15 protein-coding genes and 1 tRNA gene are annotated in these 16,761 nt (G+C 40.2%); 6 read left to right on the top strand and 10 right to left on the bottom strand.

Annotated elements, in window-relative coordinates; genetic code table 11:
* Positions 1-26: 26 nt before the first annotated feature.
* The 4 genes from VOI46_RS15085 to VOI46_RS15070 all read right to left on the bottom strand — a co-directional run bounded on the left by VOI46_RS15085 (position 27) and on the right by VOI46_RS15070 (position 7,020).
* Positions 27-2,252: an EAL domain-containing protein gene (locus VOI46_RS15085; RefSeq protein ID WP_004587656.1), complete on the bottom strand. Its 2,226-nt coding sequence runs from the start codon at positions 2,250-2,252 to the stop codon at positions 27-29.
* A gap of 57 nt (positions 2,253-2,309) precedes the next feature.
* Positions 2,310-5,528, bottom strand: a complete 3,219-nt coding sequence (locus VOI46_RS15080) for an ATP-binding protein (protein WP_004587655.1) — start codon at positions 5,526-5,528, stop codon at positions 2,310-2,312.
* Complete coding sequence (locus tag VOI46_RS15075) at positions 5,528-6,790, bottom strand: extracellular solute-binding protein (RefSeq protein ID WP_004587654.1); 1,263 nt, start codon at positions 6,788-6,790, stop codon at positions 5,528-5,530. Before VOI46_RS15075 ends, VOI46_RS15080 begins: the two co-directional genes overlap by 1 nt.
* Positions 6,791-6,944: 154 nt before the next feature.
* A tRNA-Ala gene (locus tag VOI46_RS15070) sits at positions 6,945-7,020 on the bottom strand.
* A 164-nt stretch (positions 7,021-7,184) separates the two neighbouring features.
* Between VOI46_RS15070 and VOI46_RS15065 the strand changes: the two genes are divergently transcribed.
* Together VOI46_RS15065 and VOI46_RS15060 are read left to right on the top strand one after the other, a co-directional pair.
* Positions 7,185-7,586 (top strand): hypothetical protein, encoded by a 402-nt coding sequence (locus tag VOI46_RS15065; protein ID WP_024031465.1) that lies wholly within the window; start codon positions 7,185-7,187, stop codon positions 7,584-7,586.
* Between the two features lies 1 nt (position 7,587).
* Positions 7,588-8,088: a prolyl-tRNA synthetase associated domain-containing protein gene (locus tag VOI46_RS15060; protein ID WP_004587652.1), complete on the top strand. Its 501-nt coding sequence runs from the start codon at positions 7,588-7,590 to the stop codon at positions 8,086-8,088.
* On the opposite strand, the gene VOI46_RS15055 is transcribed toward VOI46_RS15060, so the two are convergent.
* The gene (locus tag VOI46_RS15055) at positions 8,055-9,200 is read right to left on the bottom strand and encodes an MFS transporter (protein ID WP_004587651.1); all 1,146 of its coding nucleotides are present in this window, start codon (positions 9,198-9,200) and stop codon (positions 8,055-8,057) included. The two genes, VOI46_RS15060 and VOI46_RS15055, sit on opposite strands and share 34 nt — an antisense overlap.
* Positions 9,201-9,399: 199 nt before the next feature.
* Here VOI46_RS15055 and VOI46_RS15050 point away from each other — a divergent pair, with 199 nt between their 5' ends.
* The 4 genes from VOI46_RS15050 to VOI46_RS15035 all read left to right on the top strand — a co-directional run bounded on the left by VOI46_RS15050 (position 9,400) and on the right by VOI46_RS15035 (position 12,558).
* Positions 9,400-9,939, top strand: coding sequence for a DUF2058 domain-containing protein (locus VOI46_RS15050; protein WP_004587650.1), 540 nt, complete (start codon positions 9,400-9,402; stop codon positions 9,937-9,939).
* Between the two features lie 160 nt (positions 9,940-10,099).
* Entirely contained in the window at positions 10,100-10,423 is a 324-nt protein-coding gene (locus VOI46_RS15045; protein ID WP_004587649.1) for a c-type cytochrome, read from the top strand.
* 166 nt (positions 10,424-10,589) lie between these two features.
* Positions 10,590-11,357 (top strand): class II aldolase/adducin family protein, encoded by a 768-nt coding sequence (locus VOI46_RS15040; RefSeq protein ID WP_004587648.1) that lies wholly within the window; start codon positions 10,590-10,592, stop codon positions 11,355-11,357.
* A 25-nt stretch (positions 11,358-11,382) separates the two neighbouring features.
* Positions 11,383-12,558, top strand: coding sequence for a mandelate racemase/muconate lactonizing enzyme family protein (locus VOI46_RS15035; protein ID WP_004587647.1), 1,176 nt, complete (start codon positions 11,383-11,385; stop codon positions 12,556-12,558).
* A gap of 139 nt (positions 12,559-12,697) precedes the next feature.
* Here the strand turns inward: VOI46_RS15035 and VOI46_RS15030 are convergent, their stop codons facing one another.
* The 5 genes from VOI46_RS15030 to VOI46_RS15010 all read right to left on the bottom strand — a co-directional run bounded on the left by VOI46_RS15030 (position 12,698) and on the right by VOI46_RS15010 (position 16,758).
* Positions 12,698-13,075, bottom strand: coding sequence for a hypothetical protein (locus VOI46_RS15030; protein ID WP_138725018.1), 378 nt, complete (start codon positions 13,073-13,075; stop codon positions 12,698-12,700).
* A gap of 40 nt (positions 13,076-13,115) precedes the next feature.
* Entirely contained in the window at positions 13,116-13,958 is an 843-nt protein-coding gene (locus VOI46_RS15025; protein ID WP_004587645.1) for an amidohydrolase family protein, read from the bottom strand.
* 10 nt (positions 13,959-13,968) lie between these two features.
* Positions 13,969-14,697 carry an SDR family oxidoreductase gene (locus tag VOI46_RS15020; protein WP_004587644.1) on the bottom strand — a complete coding sequence of 243 codons (729 nt, stop codon included), beginning with the start codon at positions 14,695-14,697 and terminating at the stop codon, positions 13,969-13,971.
* 26 nt (positions 14,698-14,723) lie between these two features.
* Positions 14,724-15,212 (bottom strand): peptidylprolyl isomerase, encoded by a 489-nt coding sequence (locus VOI46_RS15015; RefSeq protein WP_004587643.1) that lies wholly within the window; start codon positions 15,210-15,212, stop codon positions 14,724-14,726.
* Positions 15,213-15,279: 67 nt separating this feature from the next.
* Positions 15,280-16,758 (bottom strand): LysM peptidoglycan-binding domain-containing protein, encoded by a 1,479-nt coding sequence (locus VOI46_RS15010; RefSeq protein WP_004587642.1) that lies wholly within the window; start codon positions 16,756-16,758, stop codon positions 15,280-15,282.
* Positions 16,759-16,761 lie beyond the last annotated feature (3 nt).

The raw sequence follows: 16,761 nt of genomic DNA, 5'->3' as shown, positions 1-16,761 counted from the left end.
ACGCCGATTGTTTAATCGGCGTTTTTTTATGCATTTTGCAAAGTATGGTTTAGTTTTTCTAACCAGCTTTCTAATGGCTCAGGCCGGTGCAGATGGTACCCTTGTAGGATAACCTCAGGGTACTCTTGTAATAAGTCAAAGTGCGATTGATTCTCGACCCCCTCCGCTACCACTTCTAATTGAAACAACCTGCCAAGGCTGACAATCATATCAATAATTAATTTATCGTTGTTATCAGTAGGGGCTTCAAGCACAAATGAGCGATCTATTTTTAGCTCATGAATAGGTAACTGTTTTAAGTAGGTTAAACTTGAGTAGCCCGTGCCAAAGTCATCTATTGATACACGTACGCCCAATTTTTTAAGGTAGTGCACGGCTTCAATGGCCGCTTCCATGTGATTAAGTAGCGTCCCCTCTATTATCTCTATTGTGAGTTGCTGAGGATTAATATCAACACTTTTAATTTGTTGGCTTATAAAGTTTAAAAATCGCGGTTCATGAAAATGTCGACCGCTTATATTTACCGAAATATTTAAACTTGGGTGGCTGTATTTAAGCTTGGTAAGTAAATTAAGTGCATTAGTTGTAACCCAGCAGTCTAATTCAAAAATAACATCAGATTCTTCAGCTATTGATATAAATTCACATGGGCTTATAAAGCCTTTTTGAGGGTGATCCCAGCGCAGCAGTATTTCTGCGCCTTTTAACGTTTGCTTACTATCAAATTGCGACTGTAAAAATATGGATAGCTCATTTTGAGGAATGGCTTTTCTTAAGTCTTGTTCAATTTCAAAGCGTCGTTTAGCTTGCTCGCCAAATGTAGTATCAAAAAATGTAACTCTGTTTCCGCCTTTTTCTTTGGCTTTATAGCAGGCTGCTTCACAATTTCTGATTGTCTCAATAGCACTTTCCCATACATCGTCACGCGGGAAAATATAAGTGCCTATACTAATTGTTAAGCTAACTTCTTGCCCATCAACGTCAAAAGGGTGGTTGACTGCGTTTAAAAGCTCTTGCGCTTTGTTTTCGGCGATTGATTGCGCACGTGTACGCCCAATTCCTTTATCTACGCTACATAAGGCGGCAAATTCATCACTGCCTAAGCGTGCAATAATATCTTTTTTATCTACATTGGCATGAATACGCTGAGCAAGCTCCTTTAAAATATTATCCCCTGCTAAAAGCCCTAAGCCATCATTAATAGAGTGGAAGCTGTCAATGTCGATAATATAAATATAGGCACATGTTTTATCGCTACTGCAATCTTGTAGTTGCTGTTCTAATTGCTTTAAAAAACCGTTACGGTTTGGCAGCTTTGTAAGCTCATCATGCCAAGTTAGGTAATCTATGCGCTCTTGCGTTACCTTTACGCTTGAAATATCACTAAAAACGCCAATGTAGTGAATGTTGGTATCTTGCTCGCTTTTTACCATGCTAAGTGTTAATAGCTCAGGGTATAGCTCGCCATTTTTTCTTCGTGTTACAAGTTCACCGCTCCAGTAGCCCGCTTCGTTAGCGTGCTTCCATACCTCATCAAAGCTAATACTTGGGTGATTATTTTGTTTGATCTCTTTTAAATCCATTTCCAACGATTCGGCTTCGCAATAGCCGGTAATTCTACAAAACGATGGATTAACAGCGATAATCTTGCCATCGCTATTAGTAATTACAACACCATCGGCGGTGCTGGTAAGTGCTTGGTAAAATAACTTTTGCTTAGATGACAGCTGCTTTAGCTCTTCCTCGCGTTGGCTTAACTCTTTTGCAAGGGCTTCTATTTCGAGTAATTTGTCGTGTAAGTCAAAGTTTTTTTCGATAAGTCTGTCTAGCATGCCTTGTGCAGTTATGTGTGTACGTATGCGGGCTCTAACCAAAGCTAACTTGTAAGGTTTATGGATATAATCAATGGCACCCATTGCAAAGCCTTTCTCTTCAGACTCTACCTCAGTAAGTGCGGTGACAAAAATGATGGGAATGCCTTTGGTATTTTGCTTTGCTTTTAATCTTTTACATACTTCATAGCCATCCATGCCTGGCATCATAATATCGAGTAAAATTAAATCTGGGCGTGTGGATTCAACAAATACAAGCGCTTGCTCACCACTTGTTGAAATGCGTACATCGTAGTCTGCAAGTAGGCCCTCAACTAATACATGTAGGTTGCTAGGTTCATCATCAACAATGAGTATCAAAGGCTTTCGCGGTTGAGTTACTGCAGGTTGATTGCTGCCAGCGAGAAAGGTTGAATGCACACTAAATCCTTATTCTTTAATTACCCCTTAAAGTTAGTTTATAGTTGCCATAATTGTCTAGTTTTTATAGTTATTTCTGTATTTATCAATAAGTTTAATCACTAAAGCGTAGTTAAAGTTATCTATTGCCTCTTTTAGCTTGAATAATGGATGGGAATGATCGAATTTTTGAAGCGCAATTTCTCTAACTAATTTACTAGGAATAGGACGGGCAGATAACGCTAAAGAATAGATTTCATCAATTAATGTATCTGGATTTTGCCCAGAGCTCATAGCTTCTGGCTGATGATTATAAGAGTTTGTTACCAGTAGTTGTCTGACTGCATAAAGTGCTAAGGTCAATTGTTCATTAAAAACACTAAGATCGGTGCATGCGTTACTGCTCAGTTCTAACTCTGCTTTTTTAGCGCTTTGCTCTAGTAGCTCTAACCCTAGGGTGCCGGCTAAGCCTTTTAAGTTATGCATCGCTCTAGCTAATGTTTTATGCTCATTATTTTTCAAGTGCTTTACAGCTACCTCAATAAAGTGGCTGTAATCGCTATTAAACTTAGTGAATATTGAATTAATGAGTTCATTATTATTTTCAAGATTAGCCCGTGCTACATTGAGGTTTAATGTACTTAACGTATGGGTTTTTGTTAGATGCTTTTCTATGCTGTCACAAAGCAGACCAAATAATAACGGCTTGACTAAATAGTCATCCATGCCTGCTCGAATGGCGGCTTTTTTATCATTAGAAAATACAGCTGCAGTTACAGCAACAATAGGCGTTGTATATCCCCTTTGACGCAGTATTCGCGTCGCTTCTAGGCCATCCATCACTGGCATTTGAATATCCATAAAAATAATATCAATTGCGTTTTCTTCTACTTTAATGAGTGCTTCCTCGCCATTACTTGCAGAGATAACAGTCATATTCATTTTAGTTAATAGTGCTTCAAGAATCTCTTGGTTTACAGGGTTATCATCTACTGCAAGTGCGGTGTAACCGGTAAACTGTGGGTAAGACTCTCCTTCTTTAAGCTGTGTTGAGTCGGGCAATAATAAACGCATTAACTGAGAATCAGTGTGAGTATTACCTATTGTTATAATATCAATATGATCGCTATCGGGGACTGCCTGCGGGTGCTCTTGATCGTTAATGAGTACTATAAGCAGCAGTTTGTGTTTATTTTTTTGTTTTTGTAAGTACAGTTGCTGCAAAATAAAATTATCTTTTAGTTCTTTGTGTGACAACGTCATGATCACAATATTAAAAGGGTTACTCGGTTGAGACATTTTTGCAATTGCACGCAACGGCTCTTGGGTAATTTCTGCAGTAATATCAGCGCTACTTAATAACTTAGTGAGTGATTTTATTTGCTCAGTATCGGGAGTAATTAGTAAGGCATGCTTTTTAAGCGCTTCTTTGCTCGTCATTTTAAACGGTAGTGTAAAATAAAACTCACTCCCGACGTGAGGTGTGCTGCGTACTTGTATTTCGCCGCCTAGTAACTTGGTTAGTTGCTTACAAATAGTTAAACCTAATCCGGTGCCGCCATATTTACGTGTTGTACTGGAATCGCCTTGGTAGAACGAGTCAAAAATTGAGGCGGTTTGCTCTGGGGTCATGCCTATGCCAGTGTCTTTAATACCAAAGCGTAACTGTATTTGCTGCTCATCTTGTGTTGTGGCTTCAATTGTTACAGTTACTTCACCGCGCTCTGTAAATTTAATGGCATTACCTACACAGTTATTAATAACTTGGCTCAAGTGCAGTGGATCGCCCATCAGCTCTAGCCCTGCATCAACATGCAATACAAAATTAAGGCGCAACCCTTTTTGTTTCGCATTTACCGAAAATAAATTTTTTACATTAGAAGCAACGGTATGCAAAGTAAAAGGGATTGATTCAAGCTTTACTTTGTCAGACTCAAGCTTTGAAAAATCGAGCACGTTATTAAGTATTTGCAGTAAGTTTTGAGCACTAGAAAACGCTTTATCTGCATAGTGTTTTTGTTTTGCTGGAAGAGCGCTGCTTTGTAATAGCTGCAGCATGCCTAAAATACCGTTCATTGGAGTGCGAAGCTCATGGCTCATATTAGCTACAAAGTCACCTTTCGCTTGGTTGGCATTTTTTGCTTGGGTGATGGCAAGTGTAAGCTCTTTATTCATTAATTCCATTTTAGAATTAAGCGCTTGGGTTTCTGCTAGTAGCTCTTTTGTTTGTTTGTTTTTTAAATACAGCGCATTAGCCGCGGTAATAACCGAGTTAATTTCATTTTGATGATGCTCATCACTATTTAGTGTTACTTGCTTTTCATTGCTCATATCATTTAACAGCTTAGTTAATTTCGCAATGGGCTTAATGACAGAGTTAAATATAAAAAAGGTAATTACTATTATGATAACAGTGATCAGCGCGGCAAAAAGGTTGGCCATTTCGGTACTTTTTAATACGTGGTCTCTTAGCTGCTGCTCGGTCTGGGTGAGCTTTTGCTTCTCTACATCCCTAATTTTTTCGGCTAGGTAAAGCAGCTCGTTTTCTATTCCTGTTAAAACTACATTTATCGAAAACGTATAGCTGCGGGTTAAAATAACTAATTGGCTATAAGCTTGCTCAAGCTCGTCAGTATTATTAAGTAGGTTAACATTAGCGGTTTCAATACTCGCCAGTAGGGTATTTAAGTGTGCTAGGTTATCTTGCACATTTTGTGCTTCATCATAATTTGGCTTGTGTAAATAATTGGTTGTTGCTTGTTCTATATTGCTAATAGTTAAAAGGGTATTCACTATTTTATTTTGCTTGCTGGTTAGCGTGCTTTTTTTAAGCTCATTGAGTTGTGCTTTTAGCGCTTCAATAGGTTGTTTGAACTGTGTAATGTACAGCTGCTCTCGTTTGGTTCTGTTAACGACTACGCGATTAAATGTATCTTGGTAATTATTTAAGTACTCGTTAAGGCGCTTTATATTGTTTTGATAGTTTTCATCATACTCATTTAAATATGTACTTAGCGTATCTAAATCCCTTTTTGCAGCATTTAAGTGCATATTAAACTTTTCAATGGTATTGCTATTAGCATGATCTAGATAAGCAATGGCTTGGCTTTGTAAAGAAATCACATCGTTTTCTAAACGGGTAACAGATTCGCTTTGTAATAAAGCTTTGTGCTGCGCATTTTGCAGCTCAAAAAGTGATTTTTGCGAATAATTGAATAGGTAACTTTGCAAAATTAATAAAGTAATTAATACGCATAGGGCAATTATTATTTTTGATTTTATTGAACGGGTTATCATTATCTGCTTATTAACTCATACCATTTTTGCAAGCTGTAATCGTAAGTCGGCATAACGCTATTCCAAACAGCTACATTGCTTAAGCGTTTTAAATAGCTACCACCATTTCGCTGCTCGCCGGCTTTTACTGCGACTTGTTTTTGGGTGTTTAGTAAGTCAACCGTAGTGGGCTTGCCTAAGTACCAGTAATCCCATTCACTTGGTGAAAGCATTGCTTTTGAGCGTTGTGGGTTACTAATGTAATACCCTTGGCGAGCAATAAATGCGCCGGCCCACCCCGAAAGCCACCAGTTCATGTAATCGTATGCGGCATCTTTTTGGTTATTATTAACCTGTGACGATAAGCACATTACCCCATGCCAGCCACGGTAGCCCTCTTTTGGAGCGGCAAATCGCACGTTAACATTTTGACTATTGAGCGCGGCCACAGCGGGGGAAAACATACTTTCTATGTGCACGCGTTGGCTTTTCATAAATTCAACAGACTCTGGCACCGAGTTCCAATAACCTGCAAAATGCCCTTGGCGTTTATAGTCAATTAAAATACTAAATAAACGGTCAAGCTCGGAGCGAGTAATCGCACCAATATCTTTAAATGTTATTAACCCTTTGCTTTGTGCTGCCAAGGCAAGGTCAAATAAGCCAATTGTGGGTGCATTTACAATGCCTACTTTACCTCGGTGGGCATCATCAAGTAACCAGCCCCAACTTTCAGTTTCGTAGGCAATACCAGGTTTTATTTTGGCGGTGTTATAGCCAAAAGAGTCAACATTATGTACATAGGGCAAAAAGCTAATGTAATCGCTTTCGTTTACGCTTAGTGTGCCGTCCTCTTGTACATTGAGTAATTTATAAGGAGCGTCGCCTGCACCTAATTTTGCATCGGGGGTGAGCTTCCCCGTCTTGGTTAGAGAATTTATTTCATTAAAGTAGGTTAGCCGTTTTTTTTCTATAGGCTGAATAGACCCCGCCCGCCAAAGTACATTAATACTGTTTGACCATTGCTCGTATAAATCAAATGAGCCAGGGTCCATGGAGGCTTTTTGTAATACGGCAGCACTACCTGCAGGGGAAAATTCTATATTTATGCCTAAGTCAAGCATTGCTTGTTTACGAATGGCTTCTTGTAGCGTGACATGTGTTCCTAAGACTCTTAGGGTTACTTTTTTTCGGGCAAACACATATGGTACATGAGTAACTACACCCGCGGTTAAACCGATGACAGCGAGCTTTTTTAACGTGGTGCGTTTAGGGGTATCCATTGTTTAAGCCAAAAGTATGATTGCTACAGATGAGATAATTTATAGCCAACAAAGACTAAACAAACAAGGAATGGGCAAATATAAAAGTTATTGTGTAGAAGATAAAAGAATAATAAGACGATGAAAAATAGGAAGTAATAGAAGAGTAGGAAAGTGGTGGAGCTAAGCAGGATCGAACTGCTGACCTCCTGCGTGCAAGGCAGGCGCTCTCCCAGCTGAGCTATAGCCCCACATTCCTAAATTACATAGTTGTAATTACTTGGCTGCTGAGTTCCAAGCGGGGTGAACTTTAAATATTTTTATAAATTTGGTCAAGTATTTTTTAGCAATATTTAACTGTTATCGTTTATTTTTGATAGACTCGAGAAAAATACCTCGCGAAACGACAAAAATAATGAAAAAAAGTATCTGTATACTTGCTTTGCTACTTGCAGGGTGTGCAAGTAATGAAGCGCCTCCTTATGAAATAAATAACAAGCAGTTTTATGAGAACGTGGATGAGCAAGGTAACAAAATATTTGCTTATGTTGTATCGGTAAAGGCTGAGCATCGTAGTAACATAAACTTAAATAACGGCGGGCGAGGCGAAAAAAGACCGAGCCGCTCTGATGTAAAACGTTACATAGAACAAGAACACTTCGAAGACTCTAGTGTGTTAAAACTTAAGCTTGAGGATGAAGCCGTCAGGTTTTTAAACGAAACCCTCAGTGAAAATAACTATTGTGAAAATAAACACGAAATTACACAAGTACTATGGCGTGACTTAAGTGTGCAGCTAAGAGGGCGTTGTTTGTAGTATGTTGGCCGATAAAGCAAAGCTTGCGCAGTTGTTAGCGCAATTAGGTATAAATTACGATGTAATAGAACACCCTGCGTTACATACCAGTTTAGATGCTGATGCATTTATGGTGGAGCGCCCAGGTACGCGACTTAAAAACTTGTTTTTGCGTGATAACGAGGGCAAAAAGCACTTTTTAGTAATTACCGCACACGACAAACAGCTCGATTTAAAAACCCTATCTAAGCAACAGGGGCTTTCTCGGTTGGGGTTTGCCTCTAGCGAGCGGTTAGCACGTTATTTAAAAGTGGCGCCCGGGTGTGTGTCTATGCTTGCTTTAGCAAACGATAAACAAAGCAATGTTACTTTGTGGCTTGATCAAGATATTTGGTTTAACGAGCTGTTTCATTGTCACCCGTTTGAAAACACCCAAACTTGGCTGCTTTCAAAAAATGATTTAAATACCTTTTTTGAGCATACAGGGCATCAGCCTCGGGTAATGTTTTTACCTTCTCGATAGCCTAAAGTGACTAAGACTAAACCAATAAAACACACACTCAGTAAGCAAAGCATAAATGCAGTTTGCCCTGAGTGTTGATAAACAATACCAGGCAATAACGAGCCCAGTGTCCCGCCACTATAATAAAACGATACATACCCGCCATTTGTTACACTTGCAGGCGCTTTGCTAATCTTGTTAACAAGCGGAGCAGCGCTTGAGTGTATAACAAACATAGCAGCACAAAATAACGTAAACGCGATTAAAAACACACTCAGTTGCTGGCTTATAAGTAATACAATGCTTAAGTTATACACGATAAAAATCGCAGCAAGTAAATGCCAAGCTGAAGGCACTTTTTTAGCAAGCCAAGGTGTTGCAATAGATGCTAAAGCACCGATTAAGTAGCCGCTGTACACTAAGCCAATATCGCGTGTGTTTGTAATTAAAAAGGTGTTTTGCAAAATAAACGGTAGGTAATTTAATAAGGCTGCAAAGCAAAAAAACATACAAAAAACGGCGCCATACAATTTTAGTACTGCCGCATCTTTTAGCTGCTTAATATACGTTAACGGCGTAAGTGCTGACTGATTAGATACCACAAAGCCCGTGGGCTTTATACTTATAGCCAGGCCAATAAGCACAATCGAAATAACATAATAAAAACTTTGCCAATGCCATACATCACTAAATAAAGCGGCTAATACTCGGCCAAAGTAGCCCCCAGCTATGGTACTGCCTATGTATAAGGTCATATTTTTTTGTAAGGCATCTGCGCTGTAACGTATACCAATAAAGCTTGTCATCGCGGTGAGCGCGGCAGGTAAGGTTAAGCCTTGTATAAAACGCACCAAAAGTAATAGCTCAAAACTTGGCGCTACTGTAAACAGTATGCAGCTCAACCCTAAAATAAACATAGCAATACGTAAAATAATAAGCGGGTTTTGCTTGGCTAAAAATAGCCCATAAACCAAAGGTGCAATTGCTAAAGGCAGCATGGTTACGCTCATTAAGCTGCCGGCAAGCGCAGGGGAGACGTTAAATTCGCTAGCAAATAAGCTCAATAAAGGCTGAGGTGCGTACAGCACAAAAAATATAAACACCGAGCAAATAAGTAAATGAGCAAAACGCATTGTAAGGCTTAAAACATAAGCTGATAAGTTAGCCAAAGTATATGAAAAATGGCTTATATTTCATAGGTTAAATCATCAACAATTGCGCTAAATCAAAGTGTATATGCAGCCCTTTGCTAGATTAATGCTAATAGCACTGTTATTTGTACTCGTTGGTGATTAAAATAAACCTAATATAAGTTTTTAGTGGAACAAAGCCATGGGTTCATTACAAGACCAATTGCTGCAAGCAGGGTTAACAACATCGCACAAAGCTAAAGTTGCTAAGTCAGAAAAACGTAAGCAACAAAAAAAGCAAAAAAAAGGGGCTACCAGTAACCCAAGCGATCTGCAAAAGCACATACAGCAAACTAAATTAGAGCAGCAAAAAAAGGCTGAAGAACTTAACCAGTCGCGCCAAGAAGAGCTTAAGCAACGTGAGCAAGTTGCTCGTGTTAAGCAAATACTTGAGCACCATAACCAAGACTCTATTCGTGGTGAGCGTACCTTTAATTTTACTTACGATAACAAAGTAAAAGGGATAGATGTAAACGAGAAAACCCAAAAAGCGTTATCGGGTGGTCGTTTAGCTATTTGTGTACTGGAAGGGCAGTTTTACGTACTCGATGATGAGCCGGCGCGTAAAGTCGCAGAAGTTGATGAAAAGTACATTGTTTTTCATGTTGAACCTGAAAACAAACCAAAAGATGAAGACGACCCATATGCAGACTTTGAAGTACCAGATGATTTAGTATGGTAAGTGTCTGTTCAGTATTGTTTGCTAAAGTTAACAACAATGGCTGAAAACGTAGTCATGTTTGTTTGATCGCCTAACGTAAATTGATACGTATGCTTTTTACTAGATTGTTTACTACAATCAATAGACTATTTTCTAACCGTCAAAAAGAAGAGTAAATATAATGAGCAAGATGAAAGCACTAATAGTAGGCGCGGGTATTAGTTTAGCCGCAAGTTTTTCGTTTAACGCCGCCGCTGCTGATGGCGAAGCCCTTTACACCCAAAAAATGTGTCAAACATGTCACGGTGCAGAAGGTAAAGCACCTATTATGGGCGCATACCCTAAAATTAATGGTCAAAACAAAGACTATTTAGTGGCCCAAATGAAAGATATTAAATCGGGCGCGCGTAGCAATGGTATGACTGCCGCAATGAAAGCAATGGTTGCAACGGTAACGGACGAAGAGTTTGAAGCAATTGCTGACTACCTTTCAAAGGTAAAATAAAGCACCGCGTTTAAAAACGTATTATCGTTTTAAATTAAAGCGCAGCGTAAACAGCCACACAATTGTGTGGCTGTTTTGTTTGTGTTTGCTATAAAATTAATACTGCTTTAGACTTCTAAACATCTATTCGTACTTTTGTTGTTGTACGTATTTTAAAAGGCTGATTATGATTGATTTACCCCAACTAGATTTAAAAAATAAAGTGACGGAGCAAGAGTGGCAATTGCGCGTAGATTTAGCAGCTTGCTACCGATTAGTAGAGCATTTTCGTTGGGGGGATTTAATATACACGCATTTATCGGCACGTTTACCTGGCACTGATCACTACCTTGTAAATGCGTTTGGCTTAACGTTTGACGAAGTAACTGCATCAAACCTAGTAAAGGTTGATTTGCACGGCAATATTATTGACGACACCCCCTTTAGCATTAACCCAGCTGGTTTTACTATCCATAGCGCAATTCACGAAGTGCGTGAAGATGCTCATTGTGTTATTCACTTACATACTAAAGAAACCATTGCCGTTGCTACACAAAAAAATGGCCTATTGCCACTAAGCCAATACTCTATGTTTTCGCTCCCTTCGCTGTCGTACCATGGCTATGAAGGGCTGGCTGTAAATGATGACGAGCGCAAAGTATTACAAGATGATTTAGGCAATACCAATCATATGCTATTGGTAAATCATGGTGGCTTAACCGTAGGCCCAACCGTAGGCGATGCCTTTATGCGTTTTTATGACTTGCAACGTGCCTGCGAAATTCAGCTTGCATTACAAGCCAGCTCACAAGAGGTTATTCCGGTGCCGCAGCCAATTATCGACAATATTTATAACCAAGCTAATGTGGTACATAGCGGCAGCACAGGTGGGCAATTAGCGTGGCCTGCCATGTTACGAAAAGCGTACCGACTTGATCCCAGTTTTGCACAATAGCCTGCGTGGCTAATAAGGAATTTTAATGAAAGTAAATCGCGTAGAAGTATTTGATATTCATTGCCCAGAGCGTCCAGCTTGGACGCCGGTTTTTGTACGTATTCATACCGATGAAGGTATTAGTGGTGTAGGTGAAGCTGGTTTAGCTTACGATTTAGGCCACAGCGCAGCAGCAGCAATGATAAAAGAAATGGCTGATGCTTTTTTAATTGGGCACGACCCGTTTCAAACCGAAAAGTTATGGTCGCGTATGTTGCGCGAAAGCTTTTGGGGTTTAGGTGGCGGCCCTGTTGTTTATGCAGCAATGAGCGCCATAGATACAGCACTTTGGGATATAAAAGGTAAAGCACTTGGTTTACCGGTATACCAATTACTAGGCGGTAAAGTAAACGATAAGCTGCGTACTTATGCATCGCAGTTACAGTTTGATTGGGACAGCGAATTTAAAGCGTTAGTACAACCGCAAGAATACGCAGAAGCGGCGTTAAAAGCGATTGGCGAAGGTTATGATGCAGTAAAAGTGGACCCTATCCAATACGATAAAGACGGTAATACGTATTACGACCGTACTAAAATAATTTCTCGTGGTGAAATGAAGCTATACCGTGCTCGTATGCAAGCTATACGTGAAGCAGTTGGTGACGAAGTGGATATTATTTTTGAATGCCACAGCTTACCTGGCGCGACCTCTGCTATACAAATTGGTGAAATAGCCGAAGAGTTTGATTGCATGTACTACGAGGAGCCAGTTAACTACTTAAACCATTCTTTACATGCAAAAGTAGCAGATAAAGTGGCAGTGCCAATTGCAGGTGGTGAGCGTTTATACAACCGCTGGGGTGTGCGTCCTTATTTAGAAGATCAAAGCATTGATGTACTACAACCCGATATCGGTTTATGTGGTGGCTTTACTGAAACTAAAAAAGTGTGTGACTACGCCGATATTTTTGATGTGCGTATTCAGGCGCATGTATGTGGCGGGCCTGTTGCCACTGCTGCATCGCTTCATTTAGAAACCGCTATTCCTAACTTTTTGATTCATGAGCATCATACATATGCCATTAAAAAGTGGAACCGAGAGCTGTGCTTACAAGATCCACAACCAAAAAATGGCTTTTTTGAAGTATCAGAAGAGCCAGGCTTAGGCATTGAATTAAATGATGAGATTGTTATGCGCTCGCAGCGTGTAGAAATTAAATAATTTAAGCTTTATTTAAAGAGCGTTATTTAAATACTATTGTTTAAAGTAAAAGCCGGTAAGTGATAGCTCACTTACCGGCTTTTTTATAGCTGTGTTTCTCTAATACCGATGAGCAATACCATTTGAATAGTCAGTGGGTTTAATTGGCAAGATTAATTGTACACGTAACGCCTTTTATCTCAGCGGTGGCTTTACTATCAAGGTGGCGTATATAGCAGCGATTATTGTTTATCATTAACTCAAATTGATCGGGAAAGTTAAGCTGTTGATTGGCTGTTATATCGCTACGGTTTGTGTTTTTAAGAGTAAAGGTACTGGTGTGAATAAAGGTATCGTCAGCAAGCGTTACGTTTTTTATATGCATTAAGCGCTCTATAACACGCTCTACCGCTTGGCTATTTGGCTCGGTAAGTAAGGCATGATGCAGCTTAGGAGTAGGCTGCGTGTTAGATGCGCAACCACTTAAAATAGTTAATATGCCAAGGGCTGATAATCGCGAATGTAATGTCATAGTCATTGCCGCATTTACGTAAGTGGTTAAATTTAATATAGCTTATCTAGGATATGTTATAAAAATGCTTAGCATTGGCGTAGCTAAGGTTGTGCCATATTTTATTTGTTTTACACAAAGCTTGATGGCTATGCCAAACATCATTATAGCTTGCGTTAATTTGGCAAACCGGAAAGTTACTCGCAAACATAATGCGCTGCTCGCCAAAGTACGAGAACATAGTTTCAAAACAATCTTGTTGCTGTTGTAAATTCAACGCTAAAAGCTCAAAACCCGAAAACTTAATCGCTATATTATTGTGCGCACTTAGCATGCGAATGCTTTGCTGCCAGTTATTAATATTATTAGGTAGGCCGCCATGGTTTATTATTATTTTTAGCTGAGGCAGCGCCTTAGCGTAACGAGCAAGCTGAGCGGCTATTGCGGTATTTTCAAGCTCAAACTGGGCTTCATAATGCAGCCCTTGCTGGCAAAGGGTTTGCAAATTACTAAAGCACTCTGGGTTTAATAATCGCTGTGCATCTGCGCCTTCGGTGATATCCCGTATGCCTATTAAATGGGGGTGGGCAAGGGCGTTTATTGCTTTTGCAAATTGCACAGGTGCGCAATCTAACTGAGCGTAACTAATGGCTTTAAAGGGAAGCTTTTTTAAATGCGCCGTTAGCCAATTAAGTTCGTTAATGGGGGCGTTGTTATCAAAACCTGCCTCTATATGTACTATACCGACGAGGGTAAAGTCACTGCTCTCTAGTAGCTCTTTTTCGCTAATAGGTTGTTTTATTAACTCTAAATTTGGCCATGCTGGTGGGTTTTCGCCTTGCAGCCAAGTATATTGCCCCTCGGCAAGGTTAAAAAAATGCACGTGGGGGTCAATAATTTTCAGGCTCATCGGCATGTGCTCATTGTGTGGTATAGCCGCCATCAATATTTTGTAGGCTACCGGTTATAAAGCTTGCATCATCACTTGCTAAAAAGCTAACTAACGCGGCAACTTCATCAGCTTGTCCTAAGCGGTTTAGCGGTTGAAGGCTTGCTTCTTCTGCCACTATATCAGCCTTGTTAGCCCCACTTTTTTTACAATAAGCATCTATCGCGTTGTGAAATAGAGGGGTTTCTATTGTCCCTGGGCATACCGCATTCGCGCGAATATTAAATTGGGCGTAATCAAGCGCTGTGGTTTTTGCCATAGAAGCAAGAGCATGTTTTGTCAGGTTGTAGGCAAACGAGTTAGGTTTACCAATTATTGCCTGATCTGAGGCTATTAAAATAATAGCGCCATTGTTTTGCGCTTTCATGCTGGGTAGTACACTTTGTACAGCCGCATAGGCCCCTTTAACGTTCAATGCAAATAATGCATCGAAAGTGTCCTCATCGGTATCCTCTATGCTAGCACTGAGGTGTTTACCGGCGTTAGAAACAAGTACATCTATGCGTGGGCTTTGTTTACAAATGGCCGTAATACATGCTTTTACAGCACTAACATTACTCACATCGCATTGGTGAAAAACCCCCAGCTCGCTGTACTCAATATCCAAATTGTGCACCGTGTAGCCATTTTCAATAAAGCGTTTTACAACCGCTAACCCAATGCCTTTTGTACCGCCTGTAACAATAGCAACCTTAGACATATTTGCTCCTAATTTAAGGTGTGTGATTAGTGAGAGTGACCACAGCCGCCTTCAGCGTGAACATGGCCATGCGAAATCTCTTCACTGGTTGCTTCACGAACCGATACCACTTCTAAATCAAACGTTAGCGTTTTGCCTGCAAACGGGTGGTTTAAATCGCAATCAGCATTAAAGCGGCCTACTTTAACTAATGTTACCTGGTGTTGTCCTTGGTTTGAGTGCACCATCGCAGTCATACCTGGTTTCCACACTTTTACGTCACCTTGAAGGTGCTTAAGCGGAATACGCTGAATTAAATCGTCAACTCGCTCACCGTATGACTCGCTTGGCTCAAGTGTTACGCTAAACTTATCGCCTGCGGCTTTGCCTTCAAGGGCTTTTTCTAAGCCAGGAAGCATGCTTTCGCTGCCATGAATATAGCTAAGAGGCGCGTGGTTTACACTGCTTTCTAGTTGCTCGCCCGCTTCGCTTAATGTGTAATGAAATTCAACTGCTGAATTTTTGCTAATTTGCATGCTTGTCTCTTTAAGTTTTTGACTAAGTTAAAAGCCGATTTTACGCGAAATACCGAGCTTTATAAACTCAGCGTGGTTGAATAAGTGATTTTTGCAGATCTTGCAGTAAATCTTGTTTTTGCTGCGGCTGTTTGGGTTTTTCTGCCTGGGGAATAAATAGCGTTAATTGCGTGCCAGGCTTTAAAATGCTTGAGGCACTTAAGTTGTTCCATTTAGCTAAATCACTGTGCGGCACTTCGTAAAGCTGACTAATGCTCCACAAGCTATCGCCTTGTTTTACTTCATAGTCTATTTCAAGAGTGGGGATCACGACTTCTTGTGGCTCTAAATAAGGACTAATTTGATAATCTATAGTGAGCGATTTTGGGAGCGTTTTAGGTTGTCCAACCAGCAGTTTTTCACCTATGCCTATCATATTATTTTGTTTGCCATTGAGCTGCTTTAACGCGTTTACCGACATGTTGAAGCGCCTTGCAATGCTGTATAGCGTATCATTTTTTTTAACGATGTATTCGCCTGCAAAATTAGACTTAAAAAACTGACTTTTTAACAGTGCATCTTGGCCGATAGGTAAAAGCAATGAGTGGGGGCCATTAGGTGAGCTTTGATTTTTTAAATAGCCTTGGTTAAGTGCGTGCAACTGTTTTGAGCCAACCCCAGAGAGCTTAGCGATGACCGAAAAATCAAACTGTTGGCCAACATTCATTTGCGTTGTTATTGGTTTATTAGCCAGTTTAGGACGCTTAAAACCTTTTTGCGGGTGTTTAACTAAGTAGCTTAGCGCTAACAGTTTAGGTACGTAGTCGGCCGTTTCTTTTGGCAGCTTTAGGGAAAAGTAATCGGTACTTTTGCCACGTTTTTTATTTCGCTCAATGGCTCGTTTAACACGCCCCTCACCACTATTATAAGCCGCTAGGGCGTGTAGCCAGTCGCCATCAAAGCGTTTGTGTAAATAGCTGAGGTATTCAAGTGCGGCATCGGTGGAGGCAAGTACATCTTGTCGGCCGTCATACCACTGATCGGATTTAATCCCAAAATGATGCGCTGTGGCGGCCACTAACTGCCAAACACCTACTGCTTGCTGAGATGAGGCAATGGTGGGTCTAAAATCACTTTCTACAAAAGGCAGTAAAGCCAGCTCCATAGGCAGGCGCTTTTGCTCAATTTTTTTTACGATATGATACAAATAAGGCGCGGCGCGTTTATTTACCGTGGGCAAATAGTTAGGTTGTTTTAAATACCAGTTAATACGCTTTTTTAAGGCGCGATTTTGATACACCGTAAAATGTAGGTTGTTGGCAATATGCACCCATAGGTTTTTAGCTTTGGCGGGGCGCTTTTTTACAATCGTTTTTTTTGCCTTTACTGGCGGCGCAGTATTGGCTTGCTGCAATTGTTTTGGCTGTACAGGCTCAAGCTTTATTTGGTTTTCGTAGCTTGGCTCAAAGTGAGTAAAAATTTGTGGTGCGTCTGTTTCGGGTTGTGTTTGTGTGCTGTTACAGCCATACAAAAAAATAATTACACAACTTACAAGCAATCCACGCATCTT

The sequence above is a fragment of the Pseudoalteromonas sp. CuT4-3 genome (assembly GCF_035666335.1).
Taxonomy (GTDB): domain Bacteria; phylum Pseudomonadota; class Gammaproteobacteria; order Enterobacterales; family Alteromonadaceae; genus Pseudoalteromonas; species Pseudoalteromonas atlantica.
The sequence above is the reverse complement of the archived record's forward strand: the minus strand, read 5'-3'. Positions and strand labels throughout refer to the sequence as shown.

Excerpts from the sequence above, each read along its gene's own strand:
- VOI46_RS15040 (WP_004587648.1), top strand. The coding sequence starts at position 10,590 with ATGATTGATTTACCCCAACTAGATTTAAAAAATAAAGTGACGGAGCAA.
- VOI46_RS15020 (WP_004587644.1), bottom strand. The coding sequence starts at position 14,697 with ATGTCTAAGGTTGCTATTGTTACAGGCGGTACAAAAGGCATTGGGTTA.
- VOI46_RS15015 (WP_004587643.1), bottom strand. The coding sequence starts at position 15,212 with ATGCAAATTAGCAAAAATTCAGCAGTTGAATTTCATTACACATTAAGC.
- VOI46_RS15075 (WP_004587654.1), bottom strand. The coding sequence starts at position 6,790 with ATGGATACCCCTAAACGCACCACGTTAAAAAAGCTCGCTGTCATCGGT.
- VOI46_RS15060 (WP_004587652.1), top strand. The coding sequence starts at position 7,588 with ATGTTGGCCGATAAAGCAAAGCTTGCGCAGTTGTTAGCGCAATTAGGT.
- VOI46_RS15030 (WP_138725018.1), bottom strand. The coding sequence starts at position 13,075 with ATGACTATGACATTACATTCGCGATTATCAGCCCTTGGCATATTAACT.
- VOI46_RS15055 (WP_004587651.1), bottom strand. The coding sequence starts at position 9,200 with ATGCGTTTTGCTCATTTACTTATTTGCTCGGTGTTTATATTTTTTGTG.
- VOI46_RS15045 (WP_004587649.1), top strand. The coding sequence starts at position 10,100 with ATGAGCAAGATGAAAGCACTAATAGTAGGCGCGGGTATTAGTTTAGCC.
- VOI46_RS15010 (WP_004587642.1), bottom strand. The coding sequence starts at position 16,758 with ATGCGTGGATTGCTTGTAAGTTGTGTAATTATTTTTTTGTATGGCTGT.
- VOI46_RS15025 (WP_004587645.1), bottom strand. The coding sequence starts at position 13,958 with ATGAGCCTGAAAATTATTGACCCCCACGTGCATTTTTTTAACCTTGCC.
- VOI46_RS15080 (WP_004587655.1), bottom strand. The coding sequence starts at position 5,528 with ATGATAACCCGTTCAATAAAATCAAAAATAATAATTGCCCTATGCGTA.
- VOI46_RS15065 (WP_024031465.1), top strand. The coding sequence starts at position 7,185 with ATGAAAAAAAGTATCTGTATACTTGCTTTGCTACTTGCAGGGTGTGCA.
- VOI46_RS15050 (WP_004587650.1), top strand. The coding sequence starts at position 9,400 with ATGGGTTCATTACAAGACCAATTGCTGCAAGCAGGGTTAACAACATCG.
- VOI46_RS15035 (WP_004587647.1), top strand. The coding sequence starts at position 11,383 with ATGAAAGTAAATCGCGTAGAAGTATTTGATATTCATTGCCCAGAGCGT.